The organism is Paraburkholderia sp. MM5384-R2 (assembly GCF_014201025.1).
GTDB classification, from domain to species: Bacteria; Pseudomonadota; Gammaproteobacteria; order Burkholderiales; family Burkholderiaceae; genus Paraburkholderia; species Paraburkholderia tuberum.
Genome location: NZ_JACHDI010000004.1, coordinates 281,620 through 301,448 on the forward strand (window position 1 = coordinate 281,620; position 19,829 = coordinate 301,448).

22 protein-coding genes are annotated in these 19,829 nt (G+C 63.7%); 12 read left to right on the forward strand and 10 right to left on the reverse strand.

The window, feature by feature from the left end; translation table 11 throughout:
• Nucleotides 1-15: 15 nt before the first annotated feature.
• The 3 genes from HDG37_RS09645 to HDG37_RS09655 form a co-directional block, all read right to left on the reverse strand.
• The gene (locus tag HDG37_RS09645; protein WP_184046433.1) at nt 16-1,329 is read right to left on the reverse strand and encodes an SUMF1/EgtB/PvdO family nonheme iron enzyme; all 1,314 of its coding nucleotides are present in this window, start codon (nt 1,327-1,329) and stop codon (nt 16-18) included.
• 116 nt (nt 1,330-1,445) lie between these two features.
• Nucleotides 1,446-2,213, reverse strand: a complete 768-nt coding sequence (locus HDG37_RS09650; RefSeq protein ID WP_184046435.1) for a helix-turn-helix domain-containing protein — start codon at nt 2,211-2,213, stop codon at nt 1,446-1,448.
• A gap of 223 nt (nt 2,214-2,436) precedes the next feature.
• Nucleotides 2,437-2,904 carry a universal stress protein gene (locus HDG37_RS09655; RefSeq protein ID WP_184046436.1) on the reverse strand — a complete coding sequence of 156 codons (468 nt, stop codon included), beginning with the start codon at nt 2,902-2,904 and terminating at the stop codon, nt 2,437-2,439.
• A 281-nt stretch (nt 2,905-3,185) separates the two neighbouring features.
• Here HDG37_RS09655 and HDG37_RS09660 point away from each other — a divergent pair, with 281 nt between their 5' ends.
• The gene (locus tag HDG37_RS09660; RefSeq protein ID WP_008920914.1) at nt 3,186-3,875 is read left to right on the forward strand and encodes a FadR/GntR family transcriptional regulator; all 690 of its coding nucleotides are present in this window, start codon (nt 3,186-3,188) and stop codon (nt 3,873-3,875) included.
• 57 nt (nt 3,876-3,932) lie between these two features.
• Here HDG37_RS09660 and HDG37_RS09665 read toward each other — a convergent pair whose 3' ends face one another.
• Nucleotides 3,933-4,526 (reverse strand): acyl-homoserine-lactone synthase, encoded by a 594-nt coding sequence (locus HDG37_RS09665; protein ID WP_184046438.1) that lies wholly within the window; start codon nt 4,524-4,526, stop codon nt 3,933-3,935.
• A gap of 157 nt (nt 4,527-4,683) precedes the next feature.
• Here HDG37_RS09665 and HDG37_RS09670 point away from each other — a divergent pair, with 157 nt between their 5' ends.
• On the forward strand, nt 4,684-5,001 hold the full coding sequence (locus tag HDG37_RS09670) for an XRE family transcriptional regulator (RefSeq protein ID WP_184046440.1): 318 nt from the start codon (nt 4,684-4,686) through the stop codon (nt 4,999-5,001).
• On the opposite strand, the gene HDG37_RS09675 is transcribed toward HDG37_RS09670, so the two are convergent.
• Complete coding sequence (locus HDG37_RS09675) at nt 4,985-5,689, reverse strand: LuxR family transcriptional regulator (protein WP_184046442.1); 705 nt, start codon at nt 5,687-5,689, stop codon at nt 4,985-4,987. The two genes, HDG37_RS09670 and HDG37_RS09675, sit on opposite strands and share 17 nt — an antisense overlap.
• Nucleotides 5,690-6,004: 315 nt before the next feature.
• Complete coding sequence (locus HDG37_RS09680) at nt 6,005-6,205, reverse strand: hypothetical protein (RefSeq protein ID WP_184046444.1); 201 nt, start codon at nt 6,203-6,205, stop codon at nt 6,005-6,007.
• 56 nt (nt 6,206-6,261) lie between these two features.
• Between HDG37_RS09680 and HDG37_RS09685 the strand changes: the two genes are divergently transcribed.
• From HDG37_RS09685 to araD, 7 genes are all read left to right on the forward strand, one after another.
• A complete protein-coding gene (locus HDG37_RS09685; protein ID WP_184046446.1) occupies nt 6,262-7,242 on the forward strand; it encodes a dihydrodipicolinate synthase family protein in 981 nt (326 codons plus the stop codon).
• A complete protein-coding gene (locus HDG37_RS09690) occupies nt 7,239-8,183 on the forward strand; it encodes an SMP-30/gluconolactonase/LRE family protein (RefSeq protein WP_184046448.1) in 945 nt (314 codons plus the stop codon). The genes HDG37_RS09685 and HDG37_RS09690 overlap by 4 nt, the downstream gene beginning before the upstream one ends.
• A gap of 248 nt (nt 8,184-8,431) precedes the next feature.
• The gene (locus HDG37_RS09695) at nt 8,432-9,601 is read left to right on the forward strand and encodes an extracellular solute-binding protein (RefSeq protein ID WP_184046450.1); all 1,170 of its coding nucleotides are present in this window, start codon (nt 8,432-8,434) and stop codon (nt 9,599-9,601) included.
• Between the two features lie 170 nt (nt 9,602-9,771).
• Nucleotides 9,772-10,851 (forward strand): ABC transporter ATP-binding protein, encoded by a 1,080-nt coding sequence (locus tag HDG37_RS09700; RefSeq protein ID WP_184046452.1) that lies wholly within the window; start codon nt 9,772-9,774, stop codon nt 10,849-10,851.
• The gene (locus tag HDG37_RS09705; RefSeq protein ID WP_184046454.1) at nt 10,848-11,735 is read left to right on the forward strand and encodes an ABC transporter permease; all 888 of its coding nucleotides are present in this window, start codon (nt 10,848-10,850) and stop codon (nt 11,733-11,735) included. Before HDG37_RS09700 ends, HDG37_RS09705 begins: the two co-directional genes overlap by 4 nt.
• Nucleotides 11,735-12,676 carry an ABC transporter permease gene (locus HDG37_RS09710; protein WP_184046456.1) on the forward strand — a complete coding sequence of 314 codons (942 nt, stop codon included), beginning with the start codon at nt 11,735-11,737 and terminating at the stop codon, nt 12,674-12,676. Before HDG37_RS09705 ends, HDG37_RS09710 begins: the two co-directional genes overlap by 1 nt.
• Before the next feature lie 31 nt (nt 12,677-12,707).
• Nucleotides 12,708-14,444, forward strand: a complete 1,737-nt coding sequence (gene araD, locus HDG37_RS09715) for an L-arabinonate dehydratase (protein WP_184046459.1) — start codon at nt 12,708-12,710, stop codon at nt 14,442-14,444.
• A gap of 3 nt (nt 14,445-14,447) precedes the next feature.
• Here the strand turns inward: araD and HDG37_RS09720 are convergent, their stop codons facing one another.
• A complete protein-coding gene (locus tag HDG37_RS09720; protein WP_090807306.1) occupies nt 14,448-15,053 on the reverse strand; it encodes a short chain dehydrogenase in 606 nt (201 codons plus the stop codon).
• Nucleotides 15,054-15,196: 143 nt separating this feature from the next.
• The gene (locus HDG37_RS09725) at nt 15,197-15,649 is read right to left on the reverse strand and encodes a DUF3005 domain-containing protein (protein ID WP_184046461.1); all 453 of its coding nucleotides are present in this window, start codon (nt 15,647-15,649) and stop codon (nt 15,197-15,199) included.
• Nucleotides 15,650-15,977: 328 nt separating this feature from the next.
• Here HDG37_RS09725 and HDG37_RS09730 point away from each other — a divergent pair, with 328 nt between their 5' ends.
• Nucleotides 15,978-16,211, forward strand: coding sequence for a hypothetical protein (locus HDG37_RS09730; protein WP_013092363.1), 234 nt, complete (start codon nt 15,978-15,980; stop codon nt 16,209-16,211).
• Between the two features lie 142 nt (nt 16,212-16,353).
• Nucleotides 16,354-17,280 carry a serine O-acetyltransferase EpsC gene (epsC, locus tag HDG37_RS09735; protein WP_184046463.1) on the forward strand — a complete coding sequence of 309 codons (927 nt, stop codon included), beginning with the start codon at nt 16,354-16,356 and terminating at the stop codon, nt 17,278-17,280.
• 50 nt (nt 17,281-17,330) lie between these two features.
• On the opposite strand, the gene HDG37_RS09740 is transcribed toward epsC, so the two are convergent.
• Together HDG37_RS09740 and HDG37_RS09745 are read right to left on the reverse strand one after the other, a co-directional pair.
• Nucleotides 17,331-17,843 carry a metal-dependent hydrolase gene (locus HDG37_RS09740; protein ID WP_184046465.1) on the reverse strand — a complete coding sequence of 171 codons (513 nt, stop codon included), beginning with the start codon at nt 17,841-17,843 and terminating at the stop codon, nt 17,331-17,333.
• Between the two features lie 149 nt (nt 17,844-17,992).
• Entirely contained in the window at nt 17,993-18,502 is a 510-nt protein-coding gene (locus HDG37_RS09745; protein ID WP_184046467.1) for a hypothetical protein, read from the reverse strand.
• 722 nt (nt 18,503-19,224) lie between these two features.
• Here HDG37_RS09745 and HDG37_RS09750 point away from each other — a divergent pair.
• Nucleotides 19,225-19,746 carry a hypothetical protein gene (locus tag HDG37_RS09750; RefSeq protein WP_184046469.1) on the forward strand — a complete coding sequence of 174 codons (522 nt, stop codon included), beginning with the start codon at nt 19,225-19,227 and terminating at the stop codon, nt 19,744-19,746.
• The last annotated feature ends 83 nt before the right edge of the window (nt 19,747-19,829 follow it).

Here is a 19,829-nt window from a genome sequence, read left to right on the forward strand (position 1 = left end):
AAGATGATCATCGAGTCATTTTTTGCTTAACTTGTCACAACCCCGCACACACCGAAACCCCGCATACACATACTGATAATGCGGCTGAAACCAGTTGCGAAATTCCGGCCGCAGCATGCACCGCGCGGTACGCGCCGAGCCGCCCTTCAGCACGTAGTGCTGCCCATCGAAGAAGTTGGCCGAATAGCCGGGATAGAACGGAAACGCTTCGAAGCCCGGCAGCGCTTCGAAAAGCGTCGAGGTCCATTCCCAGCCGTTGCCGAACTGACCTTCCGCGCCGAACGTGCTGACGTTCTCCGGATGCGCATCGACGGGCCGTGGATCCCAACTGCGGAAATCGAAGTTCCCCGACGCCGCTTGCGGCGCACCGTGCGCCGCGCGTTGCCATTGCGCCTCGGTCGGCAGGGTTTTGCCGGCCCAGCGCGCGTAGGCGCTCGCTTCGGCGTGGCTCACGTAGACGGGCCAGTCGAGCGGCAACGGCACGTCGTCGAACATCGTGCGCAGCGTCCATGCGGGGCGACCGTCTTGCTCCGTGCGTTGCGACCAGCCAGCGGGATGCTCGATGCGCTCCGCTTCCTTCCACGCCCAGTCCTTCGGCGACCACCACTTCGGCTCGCGATAACCGCCGTCTTCGATGAACTCGAGGAACGCACCGTTCGTGACCATGTATCGATCGATCTCGAACGCGGGCACGTCCACGCCCATTTCGCCGAACTCATTATCCCAGCCGAAGCGGCCGGCCTCGCGCGGCATGCCGAGCACGGCCGTGCCGGCCGGCACGCTAACCATCGACGACAACGCGTCGCGCTGCTCCTTGCTCGTCACCACCGGCTCGCGCAACGCTGTGTTCTTCTGCGCGAGAGGCAACTGATGGAGCATGTACGCGAGCGTTTCCGCATGCATCAACCGATGCTCGATCGCGACGTTCAGCAGCTGCACGGCCGCCTCGTCGTGCGCCGGGCTGCCGAGTTCGTCGAGCGCGGTGTCGATCTGCCGGCGCGCGCGCGTCGCATACTCGCGCACGGCGGCGAGCGACGGCCAATCGCCGGGTTGATCGGTGGGAAAGCCGCCGTCTACCGGATCGATGCCGAAGGCGAACAACTGGTCGAGTTCCGGCGCGAAAGCCGGCAGATCGAACAGACGCTGGTCGAGCAGATTGCGATCGAACGCTTCGAGATGGCCGATGTAGAACACGACGCGGTGACGCTCGCGGATCGGCCGTTCATAGAGGTAGTCGGGTTTGACGATCGCAAACAGGTCGTCGGTGACTTGACGCGCGTCGAGCAGGCGCTGCACGAGTGGATGATGCGGGACAGGGTCGCGATTCATTGGGGCCGGGTCTCCATGGAACACGGTTGCCGTGGGGGGGGACGATCTGAAAACTCTACCCGCTCGCAGGCGGCGTGCCAAGACTAACAGCGCGACCGTCCAGGCCACTCTGGCCGCTAGATCTGCCGCAAGCCTTCGAGATCGACGATGTGAATGTGCTTGCCCCGCGTGTCGATCAGGCCGCGTTTTTGAAATCTTGACAGGGTACGGCTGACCGTTTCGAGCGTCATGCCGAGGTAGCTGCCCATGTCCTCGCGCGTCATTCGCAGATTGAATTCCGACCACGAGTAGCCGCGCTGCGCATTGCGCTGTGACACGTCCAGCAGGAAGGCGGCGACGCGTTCGTCGGCGGACAGCGAGCCGAGCACCATCATCTGCGCGGCTTCGCTGACGATCTGCGCGCCCAGCAGCTTGTGCATGCGCTCCTGGATCGAACTGATTTCGCGACACAGCAGCTTCAGCGCGCTATAGGGAACGATGCACACCGTGCTGTCTTCCAACGCGACGGCGCTGCACGCATGGAGGTCCGCGCTGATGCCGTCGAGCCCGAGCGGCTCGCCGGCCAGACGCAGCCCGGTGACCTGCTCGCGGCCGTCGCGGTGGACCATCACGGTCTTCATCGAGCCGGAGCGCACCGCGTAGATATTGTCGAAGCGGTCGCCGCTGCGATACAGTGCTTCGCCGCGCGGCACCGAGCGCGCCGAACAGATCAGCGTTTCGAGCTTCGGCAGTTCCTCCGCCGACAGCCCCCGCGGCATGCAGATCTCACGCATCGAACAGCTGGAGCAGCGCGCGGCGGTACGTGCGGCTGCGCGTGCCGCCACGGCCTCGCGGTTGCCGGCGGAGCGGGTCGAGGAACGGGTCACAGCAGTAGGATTCAGCATGTTCGATTATTGGTAGTGGTGAAATTGTCCCACCCGCTATGACCCGCGACTGGCGGCAAAGTGACGCGTTCGCTGCTCGGCAGTCCGAGCAACGTCGGTGCTCTGACGAAGGTGAGAAGGTGAGCCGCCGCGGCCTATATCGACGTCGCCCGTCGACGGGTAGCGTGGCTCGATTCCGGCACAAGGCAGGGCGTGGCGTTCCGCCCTGCGCCTGATGAAAGAGTCAGGCGGGTTCCTTGTCGGTGCCCGCGGCGGACGGTACCAGCAGAACCGGAAGAGTGGCCTGGCGCACGCAGCGTTCAGCGACGCTGCCGAGAATCAGCCGCTGAAAGCCACGCCGGCCATGCGTGCCCATCACGAGCAGGTCGGCCTTGAATTCGGCGGCGGCCTGCAGCACGATCTCGGCGACATCGCCGAGCGACGAAGCCTCGGAGACCGCCGGGTCGCCCTTCACACCTTGCTCGGCCATCACTTTCGAAAACTCGGCACGCAGCTCCTGGCCTTCCTCGATCAGGCGGTTGCGCAGGATCGACGGATCGTAGCCGGGCGCCTCGAAGTACATCGGCGTGTTTTCGACGACATAAAATGGCCGCAACACCGCGCCATTCGATTTGGCGAGATCGAGCGCCGCTTCGAACGCACGGCGCGAGGTATTGCTGCCGTCGACCGCTACAAGGATGCGTGTGTACATATCGGCTCCGCGTCAAAAATGCGTCTGCCACATTGCTAACCGCGGCAGGTTTATTGATCTTTTATACCAATGAAGCTTAGATGATTGCCCGAAAAGATGCACCGGACCAGGATGTAAATCAAACATTTGCCAAATATTGCGGCGCGGCGCGGACAAAATGGCGGGCGCGGCGGCGTGCGCGAAGCAGCCTGGCATGCTTACAACCCGTAAAACTTTGCTGAAGCCGAAACAGGGTTGGCCTTACAATCAAGCCATATTCAGACAAGCTGGCCAGTCCGCTGATGAACGATCGAAAAACCAAGGGCTTACCCGACCAGATCTACGGCGACATTCTCAACCGCATCCTCGAAGGCGAGTACAAGGAAGGCGAGCGATTGCCGACCGAGCACGCGCTGGCGGAGCGTTTCGCCACGTCCCGGCCGACCGTGCGCGAAGCGCTCGCGCGATTGCGGGCCGACGGCATCATCTCGACGCGGCACGGCTCTGGCACGACCGTCGCGCGGCGCCCCGATCCGGACGTACGCCGCTTCGCGCCGCTCGAAACACTGTCCGATATCCGCCGCTGCTATGAGTTTCGCATCGTGACCGAGGCGGGCGCGGCCGCGCAGGCAGCGCTGAAGGCCGACGCCGACGACATCGCCGCGATCCAGCACGCGTGGGACGAGCTCGAGCGCATCATCGAGGCGCAGGGGATCGGCGCGAAGGATGACTTCCTGTTTCATCAGGCGGTCGCGCGCGCGTCGAAGAATCCGTTTTTCATCACGGTGATGTCGTTCATCGAGGAGCAGATCCTGTTCAGCATGAACCTGTCGCGCAATCTGTCGCTCGTCAAGACGGTGGAGCGGCAGCGGCTGGTGCAGGCCGAACACATGGCGGTGCTCGACGCAATCCGCCGCAAGGACGCGGCGGGCGCGGAGGCCGCAATGCGCGCGCATCTCGAGAACGCGCTGGAACGGATGTTCGGTTCCTGAGTCCGCGCGCGCGGGTGAAGGCGTCGCGACTTTTGTCAGGCCGCGCTTCGGCGCGGCTCAAGCAGCGACGGCGACCGGCCCGAACAGCGAGGTCAGCGTTTTCGCGCTCACCGCGACGTCGAGCGCGACGGCCCGCTCGATGCCAATCTGCAGCGGCGGCCCGAGCCGGCTGACGTCGAGGCCGGCTCGGCGCAGCATCCTCTCGATCGGCGTGGTGGTCACCGTCACGTAGTGCGTGATGGCCATGCGCTGCGCGAAGCGCATCACTTCCTGAATTGCGCGGATTGTCATATCCGTGAAACCAAACGACTGTTCCTCACCGCCGGTTTCGATCGCCCAGCGGCTCAGTTCCCAGATATGTCGCCCGACCGGCGCGGCCGCGCCATGCAGTAGCTGAGGGAACGTGTCTTTCAGCATGTTCGGACCTTCGGTCGGCATCAGGCGCCAACAGCCGCGCAACCGTTCGTCTTCGCCCTGAATCAGCATGTAGTACGGCCCGAGCGCGTCGTAGCCGTCTATCTCCATTCCCGCGATGGTCGGAATTTCCCAGCCGAGCCGGCCGTGAAAGACACGGGCGCGCAAGCGGTACATCTCGTTGATCAGTTCGTTGTCGAATTCCTGCCGGAGTCCAATTCGGATCGTGGTTTGCATGACGTTCTCCTGTACGCGTTGGGGGGGCTGCCAGATACGCAGGAAAACTTATGCATTCTGAATCTTTGCGCCACCTACCTACCTGGATAGGTGTGGATGCTTATCGGGTATATCAGAATTCAGACACGTCTTCGCCCCCAACCTACAAGGGTCCAAAATGGAACTCCTCGACAATCACTGGCAACCGCAAACCCACCTCCAGGCGCGTCCTTCGGAGGTCTCTTCGGCAGTGGATCGCGTTCTGATCATTGCCTACCGGAAGAAGAAAAAAGAGAGCCAGCGCCGTTTCTGGTCTCGCTTTGGCGTCACGCAATCGCGCGGCAGCCGCTTCGAGTCGGGCGCGGAGATCCCGGCGCCGGTGTCGATCCTGCTAGGTCTGTACTTCATGAAGACCGTGTCGGACGCCGATCTGGGTCGCGCCGAGCGTGTGATGTACAGCCGCGACGCGGCCGCGCTGCTCAACCCGGGTCAATAAGCCCAAGCTGCGCCGCGATCACGGCCGCCGCACGCCGCGAATTCACGCCGAATTTCGCCCTGATGTTTTTCATATGGAAGTTCACCACCGCTTCCGAGCAACTCAGGATGTGAGATATCTCCCACGTGGATTTGCCGCGTGCGGTCCATTTCAGACATTCTCGCTCGCGCGGCGTGAGCTTCGGCATCAAGGTCTGCGCATGTGAATTCAGATGCTGTTTGCTGGTGTCGATCACCAGGTCGCGCAACAGCACGAGGTTCGGCAACGCGGCGTTCACATGGCGCCTGAACCCGTCTGACGGCTTGTCGTCATTGACGAAGCACATCATGCCGGCTTCCTGATTCGGTCCATGAATTGGCAGCGTCACGCCCGCGCCCAGGCCGTACGAGCGAGCTTCCTCATACAGGGATTGCTGCGCCGGGCTGGCGAAAATCTCGGGCGTCCAGACCAGCGGCGATGAGCGTGACAGGCAGTGTGCGACCGTCGGATCGATATGCACCATGCCTTGCTCGTCGTACGTCTGGCGCCATGCCGGTGCGTAAGTGCTGCGCAGGTAAGCGTCCTCGAGACGCATGGTTGGCCGCGGCAGCATCGCGACCAGAATCTTGTCGAAGCCCCACGTTTCGGCTAAGCCCGTAATCACGCCGAACCATTCCGCCTCGTCGGCGGCGTCCAGTAGCGGTGCCATCTGCTCGATAAAGTGTAGCGACAATTTTTTGGCTCTCTCAGGCTCGCAAACATCCCGTTCGCGGTTATTGGCAGACAAACTTCGGTCCGCTCTTTTGGTCCGCATAATCTATCACTAAAAACTCGAACGCAATGCGCCGGTGCTCCGCGGGGTACACGATAGCCGCCACGTGATAGCAACGCCGGTGTCGCCTATTATTATCCTGATTGAAATAAATCTTTAACCCGGCCGGGCTTCTCGGGTGCGCGGCGCGGCTAATCGACATCCGGCGACAGATTTTAATAGATTTCGTTGACAGCATTATTTCGTCGCGCTTTAAACTAAATCGTTTTCGATTATCTCGGAAAGCGGGTTATTGCTCGCCGTGTCCTTGTTGCCAAAAAAAGCCTGCGCCGATTCCGCTGGCTGCGGGCCCGCTTCATTGTTATACAAAAGGAAATTTCGTGATCGGCTCCCGCGCAATTCGCCGCCGACGGCATGCTGGGCGATCGTCACGCGCAGGTTGTTTGACAACATTGTGATGCCGATGCTACCGTGAAACCTCCGCCTAGCGCGTTTCCGCGTCAACCATCATGAACGAATCACCGCTTAGCGACGGCGAGTTCGCCGTGTCGGTCATGGCCGTGCCGCCGCTCGCGCGCCGGGCCGACTACACGCTCGACCCTGCCCAGAATCTCGCGCTGATCCGCCATATCGAAGCGGGCGGCGTACGCACGCTACTGTATGGCGGCAATGCGAACCTTTATCACGTCGCGGTCAGCGAATACCGCGAGCTGCTGGACCTGCTCGCCGAGGCCGCGGGTCCCGGGACACGGGTGATTCCGGCGCTGGGTCCCGACTACGGCAAGATGCTCGATCAGGCGCGCATTCTCGCGCAGACGCGTTACCGCACGGCGATGGTGCTGCCGCTCGGCGGCTTCACGACGTCCGAGGGCGTCGAGACGGGCCTCACGCGGATCGCCGACACGGCCGGCATGCCGCTCACGCTGTATATCAAGAGCGAAAACTACGTCGCTGTCGATACGCTCGCGCGGCTCGTCGAGCGTGGGACGCTGAGCGCGGTCAAATATGCGATCCCGCGCGACAACCCCGCTCACGATCCGTATCTGCGCCGGCTGCTGCAACGCGTGCCGGCCGCGAAGATCGTATCGGGCATGGGCGAGCGGCCGGCGCTCGTGCATCTGCGCGAGTTCGGGCTCGCAGCGTGGACGACCGGAAGCGGCTGTATCGCGCCGAGCATGGTGATGGCGCTGCTGCGCGCGGTGCGAAGCGGCCGGTGCGCCGATAGCGCCGATCACGACACCGCCCAACGTCTGTACGATGCATTCATGCCGCTCGAAACGCTGCGCAACGACATCTCGCTGATCCGCGTGCTGCACGATGCAATCACGTTCACGGGCCTCGCCGACATGGGGCCGCTGCAGCCGCTGCTCAGTTCGACACCGCGCGAGCATCATGCGAAGATCGCGCAGACCGCGCGCACGCTGCTCGCTCTCGAGCGCGAGTTCGCGCCCACCCAATCGAACCGCTCCGACACGCAGACAATCCCATGACCGATCACTGCCGACGCTATCCCGATCCCTCCATCCGCGTGTTCGATCCGCGCTTCAAGTCGTTGATCATCGCGTCGGCGTCGGTCGAATGCCTGTATCAGGGCACGCGCTGGTCGGAGGGGCCGGTGTGGTTCGGCGATGGCCGCTATCTGCTGTGGAGCGACATTCCGAACGACCGCATCCTGCGCTGGGACGAAACGACGGGCGCGGTCAGCACGTTCCGTCAATCGTCGAACAATGCGAACGGCCATACGCGCGATCGCGAAGGGCGTCTCGTCAGTTGCGAGCACCTGACGCGGCGTGTGACGCGCACCGAGTACGACGGCTCGATCACCGTGCTCGCCGATCGCTATCAGGGCAAGCGCTTCAATTCGCCGAACGACGTGGTCGTCAAATCGGACGGCTCGATCTGGTTTACCGACCCGACCTTCGGCATCGAAGGTTTCTACGAGGGCGAGCAGCAGCAGTCGGAGCTGAAGGCGTGCGTGTATCGGATCGACGGCCAGTCGGGCGAGGTGTCGATGGTCATCGACGACGTGCTCGCCCCGAACGGTCTCGCGTTCTCGCCGGACGAATCGCTGCTGTACGTGGTCCAATCGCGCGGTGAGCCGCGCAAGATCCGCGTATTCGATGTCGAGGCCAATGGCAAAGGCACGACGCTGTCGAACAACCGCGTGCTGATCGACGCGGGTCCGGGCACCCCGGACGGTTTTCGTGTCGACACGCATGGCAACTTGTGGTGCGGGTGGGGCATGGGCACCGACGAGCTCGACGGCGTGCGCGTGTTCAGCCCGCAAGGCGAGCCGCTCGGCCACATCGCCTTGCCAGAGCGTTGCGCGAACGTTTGCTTCGGCGGACGGCATCACAACCGTCTGTTCATGGCGGCGAGCCACGGGTTGTATTCGCTGTTCGTCAATACGCAGGGCGTGCGCGGAGGTTGAGCAGTTGTCCGCTAACCAGACAAGATGTATTGCTATCGCGGCGAGGGCTCGGGTTTGCCCTTAACCCGCGGTGCCGGGCATTGAACGACAAGGATTTCAGGTAAAACGAGCCATTTTCTCGCCCGACTCACACTCTCGACTATTTGCTTGACATCGGCTGTTGCGCTTCGCTATGTTCCCTTGGTAGAAAGACACCGCCCGCAACGCATCGACCAGCGGGCTTCCATACCAAGAAGCGAGGAGACGCCATGACTGTTTCGCACAGGTTGTCGTTCAAGCTGGTATCCGTCTGTATCGCCGCGAGCGCGGCGTTCACCCTTGCCGCGCACGCGGCCGATCCGGTCACGATCAATATCGTCGACGTGGCCGGCGACCTTCAACTCACGCAGAAGGGCTTCGAGGCGTTCAAGGCGAAGAATCCGAATCTCGTCGCGAACATCACGTTCACGAACGCGCCCGCGCCGCAATTGCCCGGCAAGATCAAGGCGATGCAGGCCGCGGGCCGCTCCGACATCGACCTCGTTTTGACCGGCACCGACGCGCTCGCGGCCGGCATCGAACAGAACCTTTGGATCAAGCTGCTGCCCGACAACGCGGCGCAGTTCCCCGGCGTGCTCGACAAGTACGCGCCGGGCCCGCGCAAGATGCAGGATCTCGCGCAAGGCTACGGGCTCGAGGTCGCATATATGCCGGCTGGTCCGCTGCTCGAATACAACCCGGCCAAGGTCAGCGATCCGCCGAAGACACCCGAGCAACTGCTGCAATGGTGCAAGGCCCACCCCGACAAGCTGATCTACGCGCGGCCGGCCAATTCCGGTCCTGGCCGCACGTTCCTGATGGGCTTGCCCTACGTGCTCGGCGACAAGGACCCGCAGGACCCGGTGCACGGCTGGGACAAGACGTGGGCGTTCCTGAAGCAGTTGAACGACTGCATACCGTACTATCCGGGCGGCACCTCGGCGGTGATGAAGGAACTGGGCGAAGGCACGCGCGACATGACCGTGACCGTGACCGGCTGGGACATCAATCCGCGCGCGCTCGGCATCGTGCCGGCCGACTTCCGCGTACAGCCGTTCGACAACATGACGTGGGTCAACGATGCGCACTACATGGTGATTCCGAAGGGCGTGCCGAAGGAAAAGCTCGACGTGCTGTACAAGATGATGAACTTTATGCTGGAGCCCGCGCAGCAGGCGCTGACCTATGACGACGGCTACTTCTATCCGGGTCCGGCGATCAAGGGCGTCACCGTCGAGCAGGCGCCCGCGCACAGCCAGGAGGTGCTGAAAAAGTATGGCCGCCCCGAATACGCGAAGTTGTTGGCCGATCGTCCGCATGCTTTGCCGCTGAATGCAGCAGCGATGGTCGCCGCCTTCAGGAAGTGGGATAGCGACATCGGCGCGCAGAAGACCCGTTAGGCCTTCACCATTGCGACGGAAAACGAGGCGAAACGCAGCGCGGCGTGAGGCACCGCCGCGCTGCGTGTTTTCAGCGATCACGCGCCTCGGTTTAACTGCCTGATGCGCCGCGCCCACCGCACGCGCGGCACTCGCGACATCCGTCGCCTCACGCGGATCAGGAAACCGCCATGAAGCATCACTTTGAGCAGTTGCGGCTCGATTCGGTGAGCCGCAGTTTCACCAACGCGCAAGGCCACGCGATCGCCGCGCTGCAGGGTCTCGATCTGACGATCCGGCGCGGCGAGTTCATCGCGCTGCTGGGGCCGTCGGGTTGTGGCAAATCGACGGCGCTGAACTGCATCGCCGGATTGCAGCCGCTCACCGGCGGCGGCATCTGGCTCGACGAGCGGCGCATCGACGTGCTGCCGCCGGAAAAGCGCGGCTTCGGCATGGTGTTCCAGAACTACGCGCTGTTCCCGCATATGAGCGTGCTGGAGAACGTCGGCTTCGGGTTGAAAATGCGCGGCGTCGGCAGAAGCGAGATCGCGCGTCGTGCACGCGAGGCCTTGAAACTGGTGCAACTGACCGGTCATGAGCACAAGCTGCCCGGCCAATTGTCCGGTGGCCAGCAGCAGCGTGTCGCGATCGCGCGTGCGATCGTGATCGAGCCGCCGCTGATCCTGATGGACGAGCCGCTGTCCAATCTCGATACGAAGCTGCGCATCGAAATGCGCGCGGAAATTCGCCGCATCCATACGCAGCTCGAACGCGCGACGCTGTACGTGACGCATGATCAGGACGAAGCGCTGTCGATGGCCGATCGCATCGTCGTGATGAGGGAGGGCGTCGTGCAGCAGGTCGCGACGCCGAAGGAGGTTTATACGCGGCCGCGCAATCTGCATGTCGCGCGCTTCATGGGTTATCGCAATGTCGCCGAGTTCACGCTGGAGGGCATGCAAGGCGATGGCGTCGTGGTCAGTGCTAACGGCGTGCGGCTCATCGGCACGCCGATGGCCGGCTTCGACGGCAAACGCGTGAGTGTCGCGCTGCGCCCCGAAGACATGGAGCGCGCCGAGCCCGGCGCCGACAACGCGTTCGAGGCGCTGATCGACGCGCTCGAGTATGGCGGCCACGATTCGCTGCTGCGCGTGAAGACCGCGTTCGGCGACGTGTGGGCGCGCGTGACCGGTGAATGCGCGGAGGGCGAGCGCATCACGCTGCGCGTGCGGCCGTCGTGCGTGCTCGTCTACGACGCCGAGGCCGCATGAACACGCCGACGCTTGTCGCCCCGCTTACGTCCCGCGCGCCGCGCGATGCCAAGGCCTGGCTCGTCGCGCCCGCGCTGCTCTTTATCGTCGCGCTGTTCATCTATCCGTTCGCGTATGGTCTCGCGCTGTCGTTCCGGCCGATGAACGGCGGCGGCGTGTGGGCCAACTATCTGACGTTCTTCACCGACACGTCGATGTGGCCGACGATTCTCGTTACGCTGAAGCTGTCGGTGCCGGCCACACTGATCAACGTCGGCGTGTCGGTGCCGGTCGCGTTCGCGCTGCGCCGCTACTCGCGGTATCAGAAGATCGTCACGACGCTGTTGGTGATCCCGGTGACGCTCGGCACCGTGCTGATCGCCGACGGCATGCTCACCTACTTCGGTCCGCACGGCTGGCTGCCGCAGGCGTTGCAGGCGCTGCATCTGTACACCCAGGAAGTGCGGCTCACGCACAACTTCACGGGCGTGTTGCTGTCGCTGATCGTGTCGGGCTTTCCGTTCGCGTTTCTGCTGACGCTGTCGTACGTGACCGGCATCGACCCGACGCTCGCAAGCGCGGCCGCGACGCTCGGCGCGAGTCCGTGGCAGCAGTTTCGCCGCATCTATCTGCCGCTGCTCGTGCCGGGGCTCACGATGGCCGCGTGTCTGTCGTTCGTGCAGGCGTTCTCGGTGTTTCCGTCGGCGGTGCTGCTCGGCGCGCCCGCGGGTCCGACGCGCGTGATGTCGATTGCCGCGGCCGAAGCCGCGTTCGAGAGCTACGACTATTCGCTCGCATCGGCGATCGCGATGGTGATGGGCTTCGTGCAACTGCTGGTGGTCGCCGCGCTGCTCGGCGCGCGCCGCTGGTTCTATCGTGGTCCCGTAACGGGAGGCAAAGGCTGATGACGACCGATCGTCGCGCGACGCAGCCCGACTGGTCCGCGTCCACCTCCGCCTCCGCGGCGCCTCAGCCGGGCGACGGCGCCCGCGAGCCTGCGCAACGTGCGCGTCAGCGCGCGAATCTGCCGGGCCGCATCTGGCAGGTGCTGGTATGGGCCGTGATGGCGTTCTTCCTGATCAACGTCGTGCTGCTGATTGCGACCGTCGCGGTGAATTCGATCGCGACGCGCTGGTTCGGCACCGCGTTGCCGCAAGGCTTCACGTTGCACTGGTATGCGCAGGCGTGGAGCGACTTCCAGCTCGCGAGCGTGCTGTGGGTGACCGTGCAGGTGGTCGGCGCGGTCGTGCTGCTGTCGGTGCTGCTCGGCGTGCCGGCTGCGTATGCGCTCGCGCGCGTGCAATTCCGCGGCAAGCGCCTTGCGATGCTGATCTTTCTGCTGCCGTTGATGGTGCCGCCCTTCACCTACGGCATTCCGATGGCGACCGCGATGTACAAGGTCGGACTCGCCGGCACGCTATGGGGCGTGATTCTTGCGAATCTGGTACCGGCGCTGCCGTTCGTGATTCTGGTGATGACGCCGTTCATCGAGCAGATCGATCCGAATCTCGAAGCGGCCGCGCGCATTTTCGGCGCGAACACGTTCCGCTATTTCCGTTACGTGCTGCTGCCGCTGCTCGTGCCGGGCATGCTGGCGGCGGGGCTGCTCGTGCTGGTGCGCACGATCGGCATGTTCGAGCTGACGTTTTTTACGGCCGGTCCGGCCACGCAAACGCTGGTGGTCGCGTTGTATTACGCTGTGTTTTCGACCGGCGTGCGCGCGCCGCAATCGATCGATGCGATGGCGATGATCTATATGGCGATCACGTTGATCTGGGTGCTGATCGCACTACAATTCGTGAGCCCGACGCAGATCGTATCCCGCGTGAAAGAACAGAGGCGCTGACGCATGGTCGGCGCCAATCGTGGAGTAGACGTTGACGAAGAGAAAGACCCCCGAGGAATTGCGTAGTCATCGCTGGTACGGCGCGAACGATCTGCGTTCGTTCGGCCACCGCTCGCGCACCGCGCAGATGGGCTACAACCGCGACGAATACGCGGGCAAGCCGGTCATCGCGATTCTGAACACGTGGAGCGAGATCAATCCGTGCCACACGCATTTCAAGCAGCGTGTCGAGGAAGTGAAACGCGGCATCTGGCAGGCCGGCGGCTTTCCGATCGAGCTGCCTGTGCAGACGCTGTCCGAGCCGTTCCAGAAGCCCACCACGATGCTGTACCGCAATTTCCTCGCGATGGAAGCCGAGGAGATGCTGCGCTCGTATCCCGCCGACGGCGTCGTGTTGATGGGCGGCTGCGACAAGACCACGCCCGCTTTGTTGATGGGCGCGATCTCGATGGATCTGCCCGCCATCTTTCTGCCTGCCGGCCCGATGCTGCGCGGCAACTGGAACGGCGTGACGCTCGGCTCGGGTTCCGACTCGTGGCGCTACTGGGCCGAACTGCGCGCGGGCACGCTGACGCCGGACGACTGGCAGGGCGTCGAGGGTGGCATCGCGCGTTCGCCCGGTCACTGCATGACGATGGGCACCGCATCGACGATGACGAGCGCGGCCGAAGCGCTGGGCTTCACGCTGCCCGGCTTCGCGTCGATTCCCGCGCCCGATTCGCGGCATGCCCAGTTGGCCGCGCAAACCGGCATGCGTATCGTCGAGATGGTGTGGGAGGATCTGAAGCCGTCGGACCTGATCACGGCGGCATCGGTCGATAACGCGGTGACGACTTGTGTCGCGCTGTCCGGGTCGACCAATTCGGTTGTGCATATGATCGCGCTTGCGCGGCGCGCGGGCATCGAGTTGACGCTCGACCGCTTCGACGAGATCGCGCGCCGCACGCCCGTGCTCGCGAACATCAGACCGACCGGCGCCTATCTGATGGAGGACTTTTTCTACGCGGGCGGTTTGCGCGGGCTGCTCGCGGAACTGGGCGAACTGATCGACGGCTCGCAGAAAACCGTGAACGGCCGCACGCTCGGCGAGAACCTTGCCGGCGCGCGCATTTTCAACGACGACGTGATCCGCCGCCGCACGAATCCGCTACTGCGCGACAGCAGCCTCGCGGTGCTGCGCGGCAATCTCGCGCCCGACGGCGCCGTGATCAAGCCGGGCGCGGCCGAGCCGCATCTGCTCGTGCATACGGGCCGTGCGGTCGTGTTCAGCGACTACGACGACATGGCCGCGCGCATCGACGACGACGCGCTCGACATCGACGAAAGCTGCGTGCTCGTGCTGCAGCACGCGGGGCCGGTCGGCGCGGGCATGCCCGAATGGGGTCAACTGCCGATTCCGCGCAAGCTGCTGCAAAAAGGCGTGCGCGACATGGTGCGCATCTCTGACGCGCGGATGAGCGGCACGAGCTATGGCGCGTGCGTGCTGCACGCGGCGCCCGAGGCATTCGTCGGCGGACCGCTGGCGTTGGTGCGAAGCGGCGATCTGATCGAGCTGGACGTGCCGCGCCGCAGGCTGAATCTGCTGGTATCGGACGAAGAGCTCGCGCGCCGCAAGGCCGCGTGGGTCAAACCCGCTGCGCGCTTCGAGCGCGGCTATGGCGCCCTGCATCAGGCGCACGTGTTGCAGGCGGATCAAGGCTGCGATTTCGACTTCCTGCAGCGCGGCGGCGTGAGTCCCGATAGCTCGGGCGAGCCGGAGATTCACTGAGGTTCAATACCCCACGCGATACACGCGCCCCGTCTGCGCTCCTTCCACACTGCGCAGATAAGCAAGCGCCGCGCGTTGCGCGCTGACGGGCTCGAAGCCGCGAAAGAACGGCGCGTAAGCCTCCATCGACTCCGTCAGCACGGTCGGACTCACCACGTTGATGCGCAGCCCGCGCGGCAGTTCGATCGCGGCGCCGCGCACGAAGCCCTCGAGCGCGAGATTGACGGTCGTCGCGCTCGCTCCCTGCGGGATCGGCTCGTCGCCCAGAATGCCGCTTGTCAGCGTGAACGATCCGCCGTCGTTCACATACGGCAGCGCCGCGAATACGACGTTGATCTGGCCCATCAGCTTGTCGCGCAGCCCGACCCAGAACTGCTCGATGCTCATCTGCTCCAGCGGACCGAAATGCACCTTGCCGGTCGCGGTGACGACGCCGTCCACCTTGCCGATGTCGCGAAACAGCCGCTCGACGCTCGCCGGGTCCGTGCTATCGACGTGATATTGCCCGCGCGTCGCGCCCACCTCGATCACTTCGTGACGCGCCTTCAGCTCCGCGCGGATCGCCTGGCCCAGCGTGCCCGTGGCACCGATGACGACGATTCTCTTCATCCGCAACTCCGCTAAACGAACCCACGTTAAACCAAGCAAAGCACGCACCAGAATAAAACAGTGCGTGCTGCGTGATTGCCTGATAAATCGGAATAAACCCGGTAATTCAAACGCGCGCGTATAAAGGGATGATACGCGCGCGCCTATTTCACCCGGTGTAATTCGATTACGCGCGCAGGCCGCAAATGATTGAGCGCATAGTGAATGCGGCCACGATCGCGGCGCTGTCCGACCGGACGCGGGTCGTCGTACTGATGGTCGGCCGAGTAGACGGCGAGCGGCTCGGCCATGCCCTTGTCGATCACCGAGTAGCCCGGCTCGAGCGCGAGCAGCAGGTGGTTGCCGCCGACCCTGCTGTCGAAGCCGGCCATGCCATCGAGCGACTCGGGCACGCTGTTGTCGAGCGTCGCATTGCTGGTCGTGACCGCGTCGGGCGAGATCGCGCCGTGGCCCGCCAGACGGGCCGCTTCGCGGTTCTTGCCGTCGGTGTCGACCGTGCTGTCGTGCGTGCGGTCGTTGTGCAGGTCCGTGCTTCGTGGGTCCTTCGGGTCCGGTTTCGTACCGGCGTTTTCGGGCTTGCTGATCGCGCTGTTCATCGTGCATTCTCCTGAAGCGGACATTCGAAGGAAGAGCAAAAGCCGTTCCGACTGACACGGCGCCGCGGTGCGCGGGAGTCGCGATGCGTTGTCCGCCATCCTTCGATGCGAGTGGCGTTGCCTCGCGATTGGATGGCGATGACGTCCGCGATTCATTTCGTTTTTTTTAATGGACGCGTATTTTCTACAGAGTATGATCTTACTCCTGCGACCGACGCGCGGATAAATTGGCGGCATGCTCCGGCTGTTCCAGCACGGTGGGAAAAACTAACAAACAAATGGCCGCGCGACTGAGAAAATGTTACGGGGCTTCAGGGGCGGGTGACTCATGCACTTCGATGCTGCATTCACACATCGCGGCTATCTTTTGAATTGCGAACCGGCGCGCTCGGGCGACGGCTCCTGGCAACCGTACGTGGTGATCTCGCGCTCGAGCGACGGCGAACTGGTCGCTAACCGTTTCTTTCCCACGGAACTGCGCTTCTCCGACGAAGCCGCTGCTATCGCGCACGCGCGCGATTGGGCAGTGCGCTGGATCGACGCGAGCAGTCTGACTATCTGAAGTCAGGGAACGATGCGTGCGTGCCAGCGCACGTCGACGCATCCGAGCCGATCTGCGCGCTGCCGGGCGGGCACCGTTAAAACGCGGTAATCTCTGCTCGATAACCACTTCGAACCGTGCACGCCGCACGGCGCCGTCCCTTATGCCCAACGAGCCTTCCCATAACTGGGGCCTTGAACAGATCGTCGCCGACCTGCGCGCCTCGCGCGAGCAATTGCATCGCACGCGGCATCCGCTCGGCATTCGCGAATTGCCGTCGCGCGAAGCGGTGGTCAATATCGTGGCCGGTCTGCGCGCCGCGATGTTTCCGACGCATTATGGCGCGCCCGATCTAACCGACGAAACGGTGGACTACTACGTTGGCCACACGCTCGAAAGCACATTGCGGCTGCTCGCCGAACAGATTCGCCGCGCGCTGCGCTTCCTGCCCGAGTTCGGCGAGACGCCGGACGCCGAGTTGCGGGAGCGCGCGTTCGCGGTGGCGCGCGAGTTCGCGACGCAGTTGGCGGGCATACGCGCGCTGCTCGTCAGCGACATCCAGGCTGCGTACACCGGCGACCCCGCCGCGCAGCACATCACCGAAATCCTGCTGTGCTATCCGGGCGTGTGGGCGATGACGCATCATCGGCTCGCGCATGCGCTGCATCGGCTCGGCGTGCCGCTGCTGGCGCGCTTCATCAACGAGATCGCGCACTCGGCGACCGGCATCGACATTCACCCGGGCGCGACGATCGGGCCAAGCTTCTTCATCGATCACGGCACCGGCGTGGTGATCGGCGAGACAGCGATCATCGGCGAGCGCGTGCGCGTGTACCAGGCGGTCACGCTCGGCGCGAAGAGCTTCGCGGCCGATGAGGACGGCACGCTGATCAAGGGCAACGCCCGGCATCCGATCGTCGAGGACGATGTCGTGATCTACGCGGGCGCGACAATTCTCGGACGCGTGACGATCGGGCGCGGGTCGGTGATCGGCGGCAACGTGTGGCTCACGCATAGCGTGCCGCCGGGCAGCAGCGTATCGCAAGGCAAGGTCCGCGAAGGAGAGCGAACCGACAATGGACAGCAATGATGCACGGCTAGCCGCCGCGCCTGCGCGCCGGGCCGATTGTATCGCTGCGCCTAGCCGATCGGCCAATGGCGCAACCACGGCAACGCATGTATGCCATGCAGCCACACATGCTCGCCGATAAACCACGCGGCCGCCCAGGACGCCGCGACGACGATCAGATCGCAGTGCCCGCTATTCCATAGATTCAACGAATGTCGCCCGGCGATCCACGGCACGCCGAGCGGATTCGGCCAGTCGGCGAGCAGATGCATCAGGCCGCCGCACGCGAAGCCGAACGCGGGCGCCGCGAAGCTCGAATGTCCGAGCGTGTGGTACGACACCGCGAGCAGCGCGAGCCAGCCGATGCCCCAATGCGTCAACGTTCGATGCGTGATCCACAGCCGCCGCGCGCGCGACCACCATGCGACTTCGAGCCAGTCCGGCGCGGTGCTGCCGGCCACGCCGGCGATGAAGCTCAGCAGCACGCCAGCATGAAACGGACCGCCGCCGCTGCGCGCGACGATCGCCGCCGCGATGATGCCGGCTGCGAAACCGGTTGCATGATGCGCTTTGCTGGATGCCATCGAAACTCGCGGCACAGGTGCCGCGCGAAAAACAAAGGGCGGCTATGTTCGCAGATGGGCGCGTAAAAAAATAGCCGATGCGCGAGATAAAAATTCGCGCATCGGCCTTCCGTGCATGACGCGCACGGCGTTCAAGCGCGCCGCGCCGCTCAGGTCGCGCAGCGCGCGATATCGAAGCGCATTTCCTCTTCGGGCGGATCGTCGGGCGCATTGGCCGGATGCACGACCTTGATGACCGTGTTGCCGTTGAGCGGGGTCAGCGTGACGAAGTACGAGTTGTGCGAATCGGCACCGACCGCAAGTTCGGTCGCCGCGCCGGCGTGCGAGGTGCGCACGCGTGGCAGACGTTCTTCGAGGCAGGCGGCGATGGACGCAGGCGTGCGTGACGACGACACGTACACGAGCGGCGCGGACGCATCGCGCGCGGGGCCGCCCGATGAACCGCAAGCGGCGAGGGTGGCGGTGAGGGCGACAGTTGGGGCAAGCAGGAGAAGTCTTTTCATGATCCGATCGTCGGCATTCCCGGTCATGCATGGGAAGGTGAGGCGCGGGCGAAGCGCGATGCGCTGACGTACAGCGCGATGCTTCGCGACGAAGTTGCGGTGCAGGCGGCGCGGTTTCGCGGCGTCGCACGGCGGCCGGGGCAGTATACCGAGCATGTGTCGACGTCGTCACTAGCGCGGCCATGCGTTTATTGGTCTGACGGCAAACCGTAAGGCCCATGAAAATACCCGAACGTGATCGTGTCGCGTGGGTTCGACCGCGCCACGCGGGGATGGCCGCACGGCGCAATGCCTGCACGAAGAGCGTGGTGAGAAGCGCCGTCAGAAGCGATGCTTGCCGCTATGCGGATATTTAATTGAGCGCCTTACAACGGTTTATTTCCGAATCGGGGATTATGTGAATTAATCGCGTGAGTGCCGGTCCGAAAAAGGAAAATATTCTTAACGATAAATGGCGGGACGCGCTGTCAAGTCTGAGACTATTGTCGAGCGGTAACGGCTCAAGGCCTCGCGGCGAGCACAAGGGGAAAGCGGACGAGGCCGTTTGCGCTGATTCCCACGGTTTTGCGCAATGCAGTCTTTCGAAGAAAGCCTTAAATCGAGGGTGGATGCCACTTATAATTTTGATAGACCCCTTCGACCAAAGGGTGTCTTTTTCATTTTTACACGCGGCTTTCGAGCCGCGTTTTTTTATCTGACATTTAAAGCGGATTTATACACCGTCGCGTAGGTGAATATAACTTTTTGCGCGTTGAGCGGCGGCGCCGTTCCGAACGCGCCTTGTCCGTTCGTCAGAGCGAGCAGGGCCAAGGGGCTGGGCAGGTAGAATCGCGGGTTCGAAATCTGTTTGTGCGCCCCGCGAAGTGAGTGAACCTGTGATGACCGACACGCCCTTTCCCTCGACCGACACGAATGCCGAGTTCCTCGGACCGGACGACAGCGTGCATGAAGAACGTCTGTGGCGCGACAACGGCTGGACCGCGCGCGTCATCAAGAACGAAGACGACGAAGGCTGGGCCGTCGAAATGATCAAGGACGGCGAGGCGGAGCCTGCGCTCGTCGGACCGTGGACGATGGGCCGCAACAAGAAGGATCCGAAGCCGCTCGACGTATCGGCGTTCAACACGCTCGTGAAAACCGCGGCGGAAGTGCTGCGTCGTCACGAGCAGCAGATGCGCGCGCAACTCCACAAGACAGTGCGCGTGCCGAGCGCGGACGGCAACGGCGAACTCGACATCACGCTCGACATCGTCCCCGACGAAGACGAGCCGTACGCACTGTTGAGCGCGCTCGATATTTTCGGCGAGCAGATCGCGCAAGTGCAGGTTGCGCCGACGTTCAAGCTCAGCAAGGCGAGCGCCGCGGCGTGGGTGGCAAACGAGTTTCGTCGGCCGGGGTAAGTGGCGGTTGTAGGCGCGGTGGCGTCGTGATCGGATCCGCTGGTCGCTGACACTGCCGGCCATCATGGCTGGCCACTCGAACC

Bases quoted from the DNA above. Each gene is read 5' to 3' on its own strand.
- HDG37_RS09710 (WP_184046456.1), top strand. From the start codon at position 11,735: ATGACGACCGATCGTCGCGCGACGCAGCCCGACTGGTCCGCGTCCACC.
- HDG37_RS09660 (WP_008920914.1), top strand. From the start codon at position 3,186: ATGAACGATCGAAAAACCAAGGGCTTACCCGACCAGATCTACGGCGAC.
- HDG37_RS09730 (WP_013092363.1), top strand. From the start codon at position 15,978: ATGCACTTCGATGCTGCATTCACACATCGCGGCTATCTTTTGAATTGC.
- HDG37_RS09675 (WP_184046442.1), bottom strand. From the start codon at position 5,689: ATGGCACCGCTACTGGACGCCGCCGACGAGGCGGAATGGTTCGGCGTG.
- HDG37_RS09645 (WP_184046433.1), bottom strand. From the start codon at position 1,329: ATGAATCGCGACCCTGTCCCGCATCATCCACTCGTGCAGCGCCTGCTC.
- HDG37_RS09720 (WP_090807306.1), bottom strand. From the start codon at position 15,053: ATGAAGAGAATCGTCGTCATCGGTGCCACGGGCACGCTGGGCCAGGCG.
- HDG37_RS09705 (WP_184046454.1), top strand. From the start codon at position 10,848: ATGAACACGCCGACGCTTGTCGCCCCGCTTACGTCCCGCGCGCCGCGC.
- HDG37_RS09690 (WP_184046448.1), top strand. From the start codon at position 7,239: ATGACCGATCACTGCCGACGCTATCCCGATCCCTCCATCCGCGTGTTC.
- HDG37_RS09740 (WP_184046465.1), bottom strand. From the start codon at position 17,843: ATGGCATCCAGCAAAGCGCATCATGCAACCGGTTTCGCAGCCGGCATC.
- HDG37_RS09725 (WP_184046461.1), bottom strand. From the start codon at position 15,649: ATGAACAGCGCGATCAGCAAGCCCGAAAACGCCGGTACGAAACCGGAC.
- epsC (WP_184046463.1), top strand. From the start codon at position 16,354: ATGCCCAACGAGCCTTCCCATAACTGGGGCCTTGAACAGATCGTCGCC.
- HDG37_RS09750 (WP_184046469.1), top strand. From the start codon at position 19,225: ATGACCGACACGCCCTTTCCCTCGACCGACACGAATGCCGAGTTCCTC.
- HDG37_RS09700 (WP_184046452.1), top strand. From the start codon at position 9,772: ATGAAGCATCACTTTGAGCAGTTGCGGCTCGATTCGGTGAGCCGCAGT.
- HDG37_RS09670 (WP_184046440.1), top strand. From the start codon at position 4,684: ATGGAACTCCTCGACAATCACTGGCAACCGCAAACCCACCTCCAGGCG.
- HDG37_RS09685 (WP_184046446.1), top strand. From the start codon at position 6,262: ATGAACGAATCACCGCTTAGCGACGGCGAGTTCGCCGTGTCGGTCATG.
- HDG37_RS09680 (WP_184046444.1), bottom strand. From the start codon at position 6,205: ATGTTGTCAAACAACCTGCGCGTGACGATCGCCCAGCATGCCGTCGGC.
- HDG37_RS09650 (WP_184046435.1), bottom strand. From the start codon at position 2,213: ATGCTGAATCCTACTGCTGTGACCCGTTCCTCGACCCGCTCCGCCGGC.
- HDG37_RS09655 (WP_184046436.1), bottom strand. From the start codon at position 2,904: ATGTACACACGCATCCTTGTAGCGGTCGACGGCAGCAATACCTCGCGC.
- HDG37_RS09695 (WP_184046450.1), top strand. From the start codon at position 8,432: ATGACTGTTTCGCACAGGTTGTCGTTCAAGCTGGTATCCGTCTGTATC.
- HDG37_RS09745 (WP_184046467.1), bottom strand. From the start codon at position 18,502: ATGCTCGGTATACTGCCCCGGCCGCCGTGCGACGCCGCGAAACCGCGC.
- HDG37_RS09665 (WP_184046438.1), bottom strand. From the start codon at position 4,526: ATGCAAACCACGATCCGAATTGGACTCCGGCAGGAATTCGACAACGAA.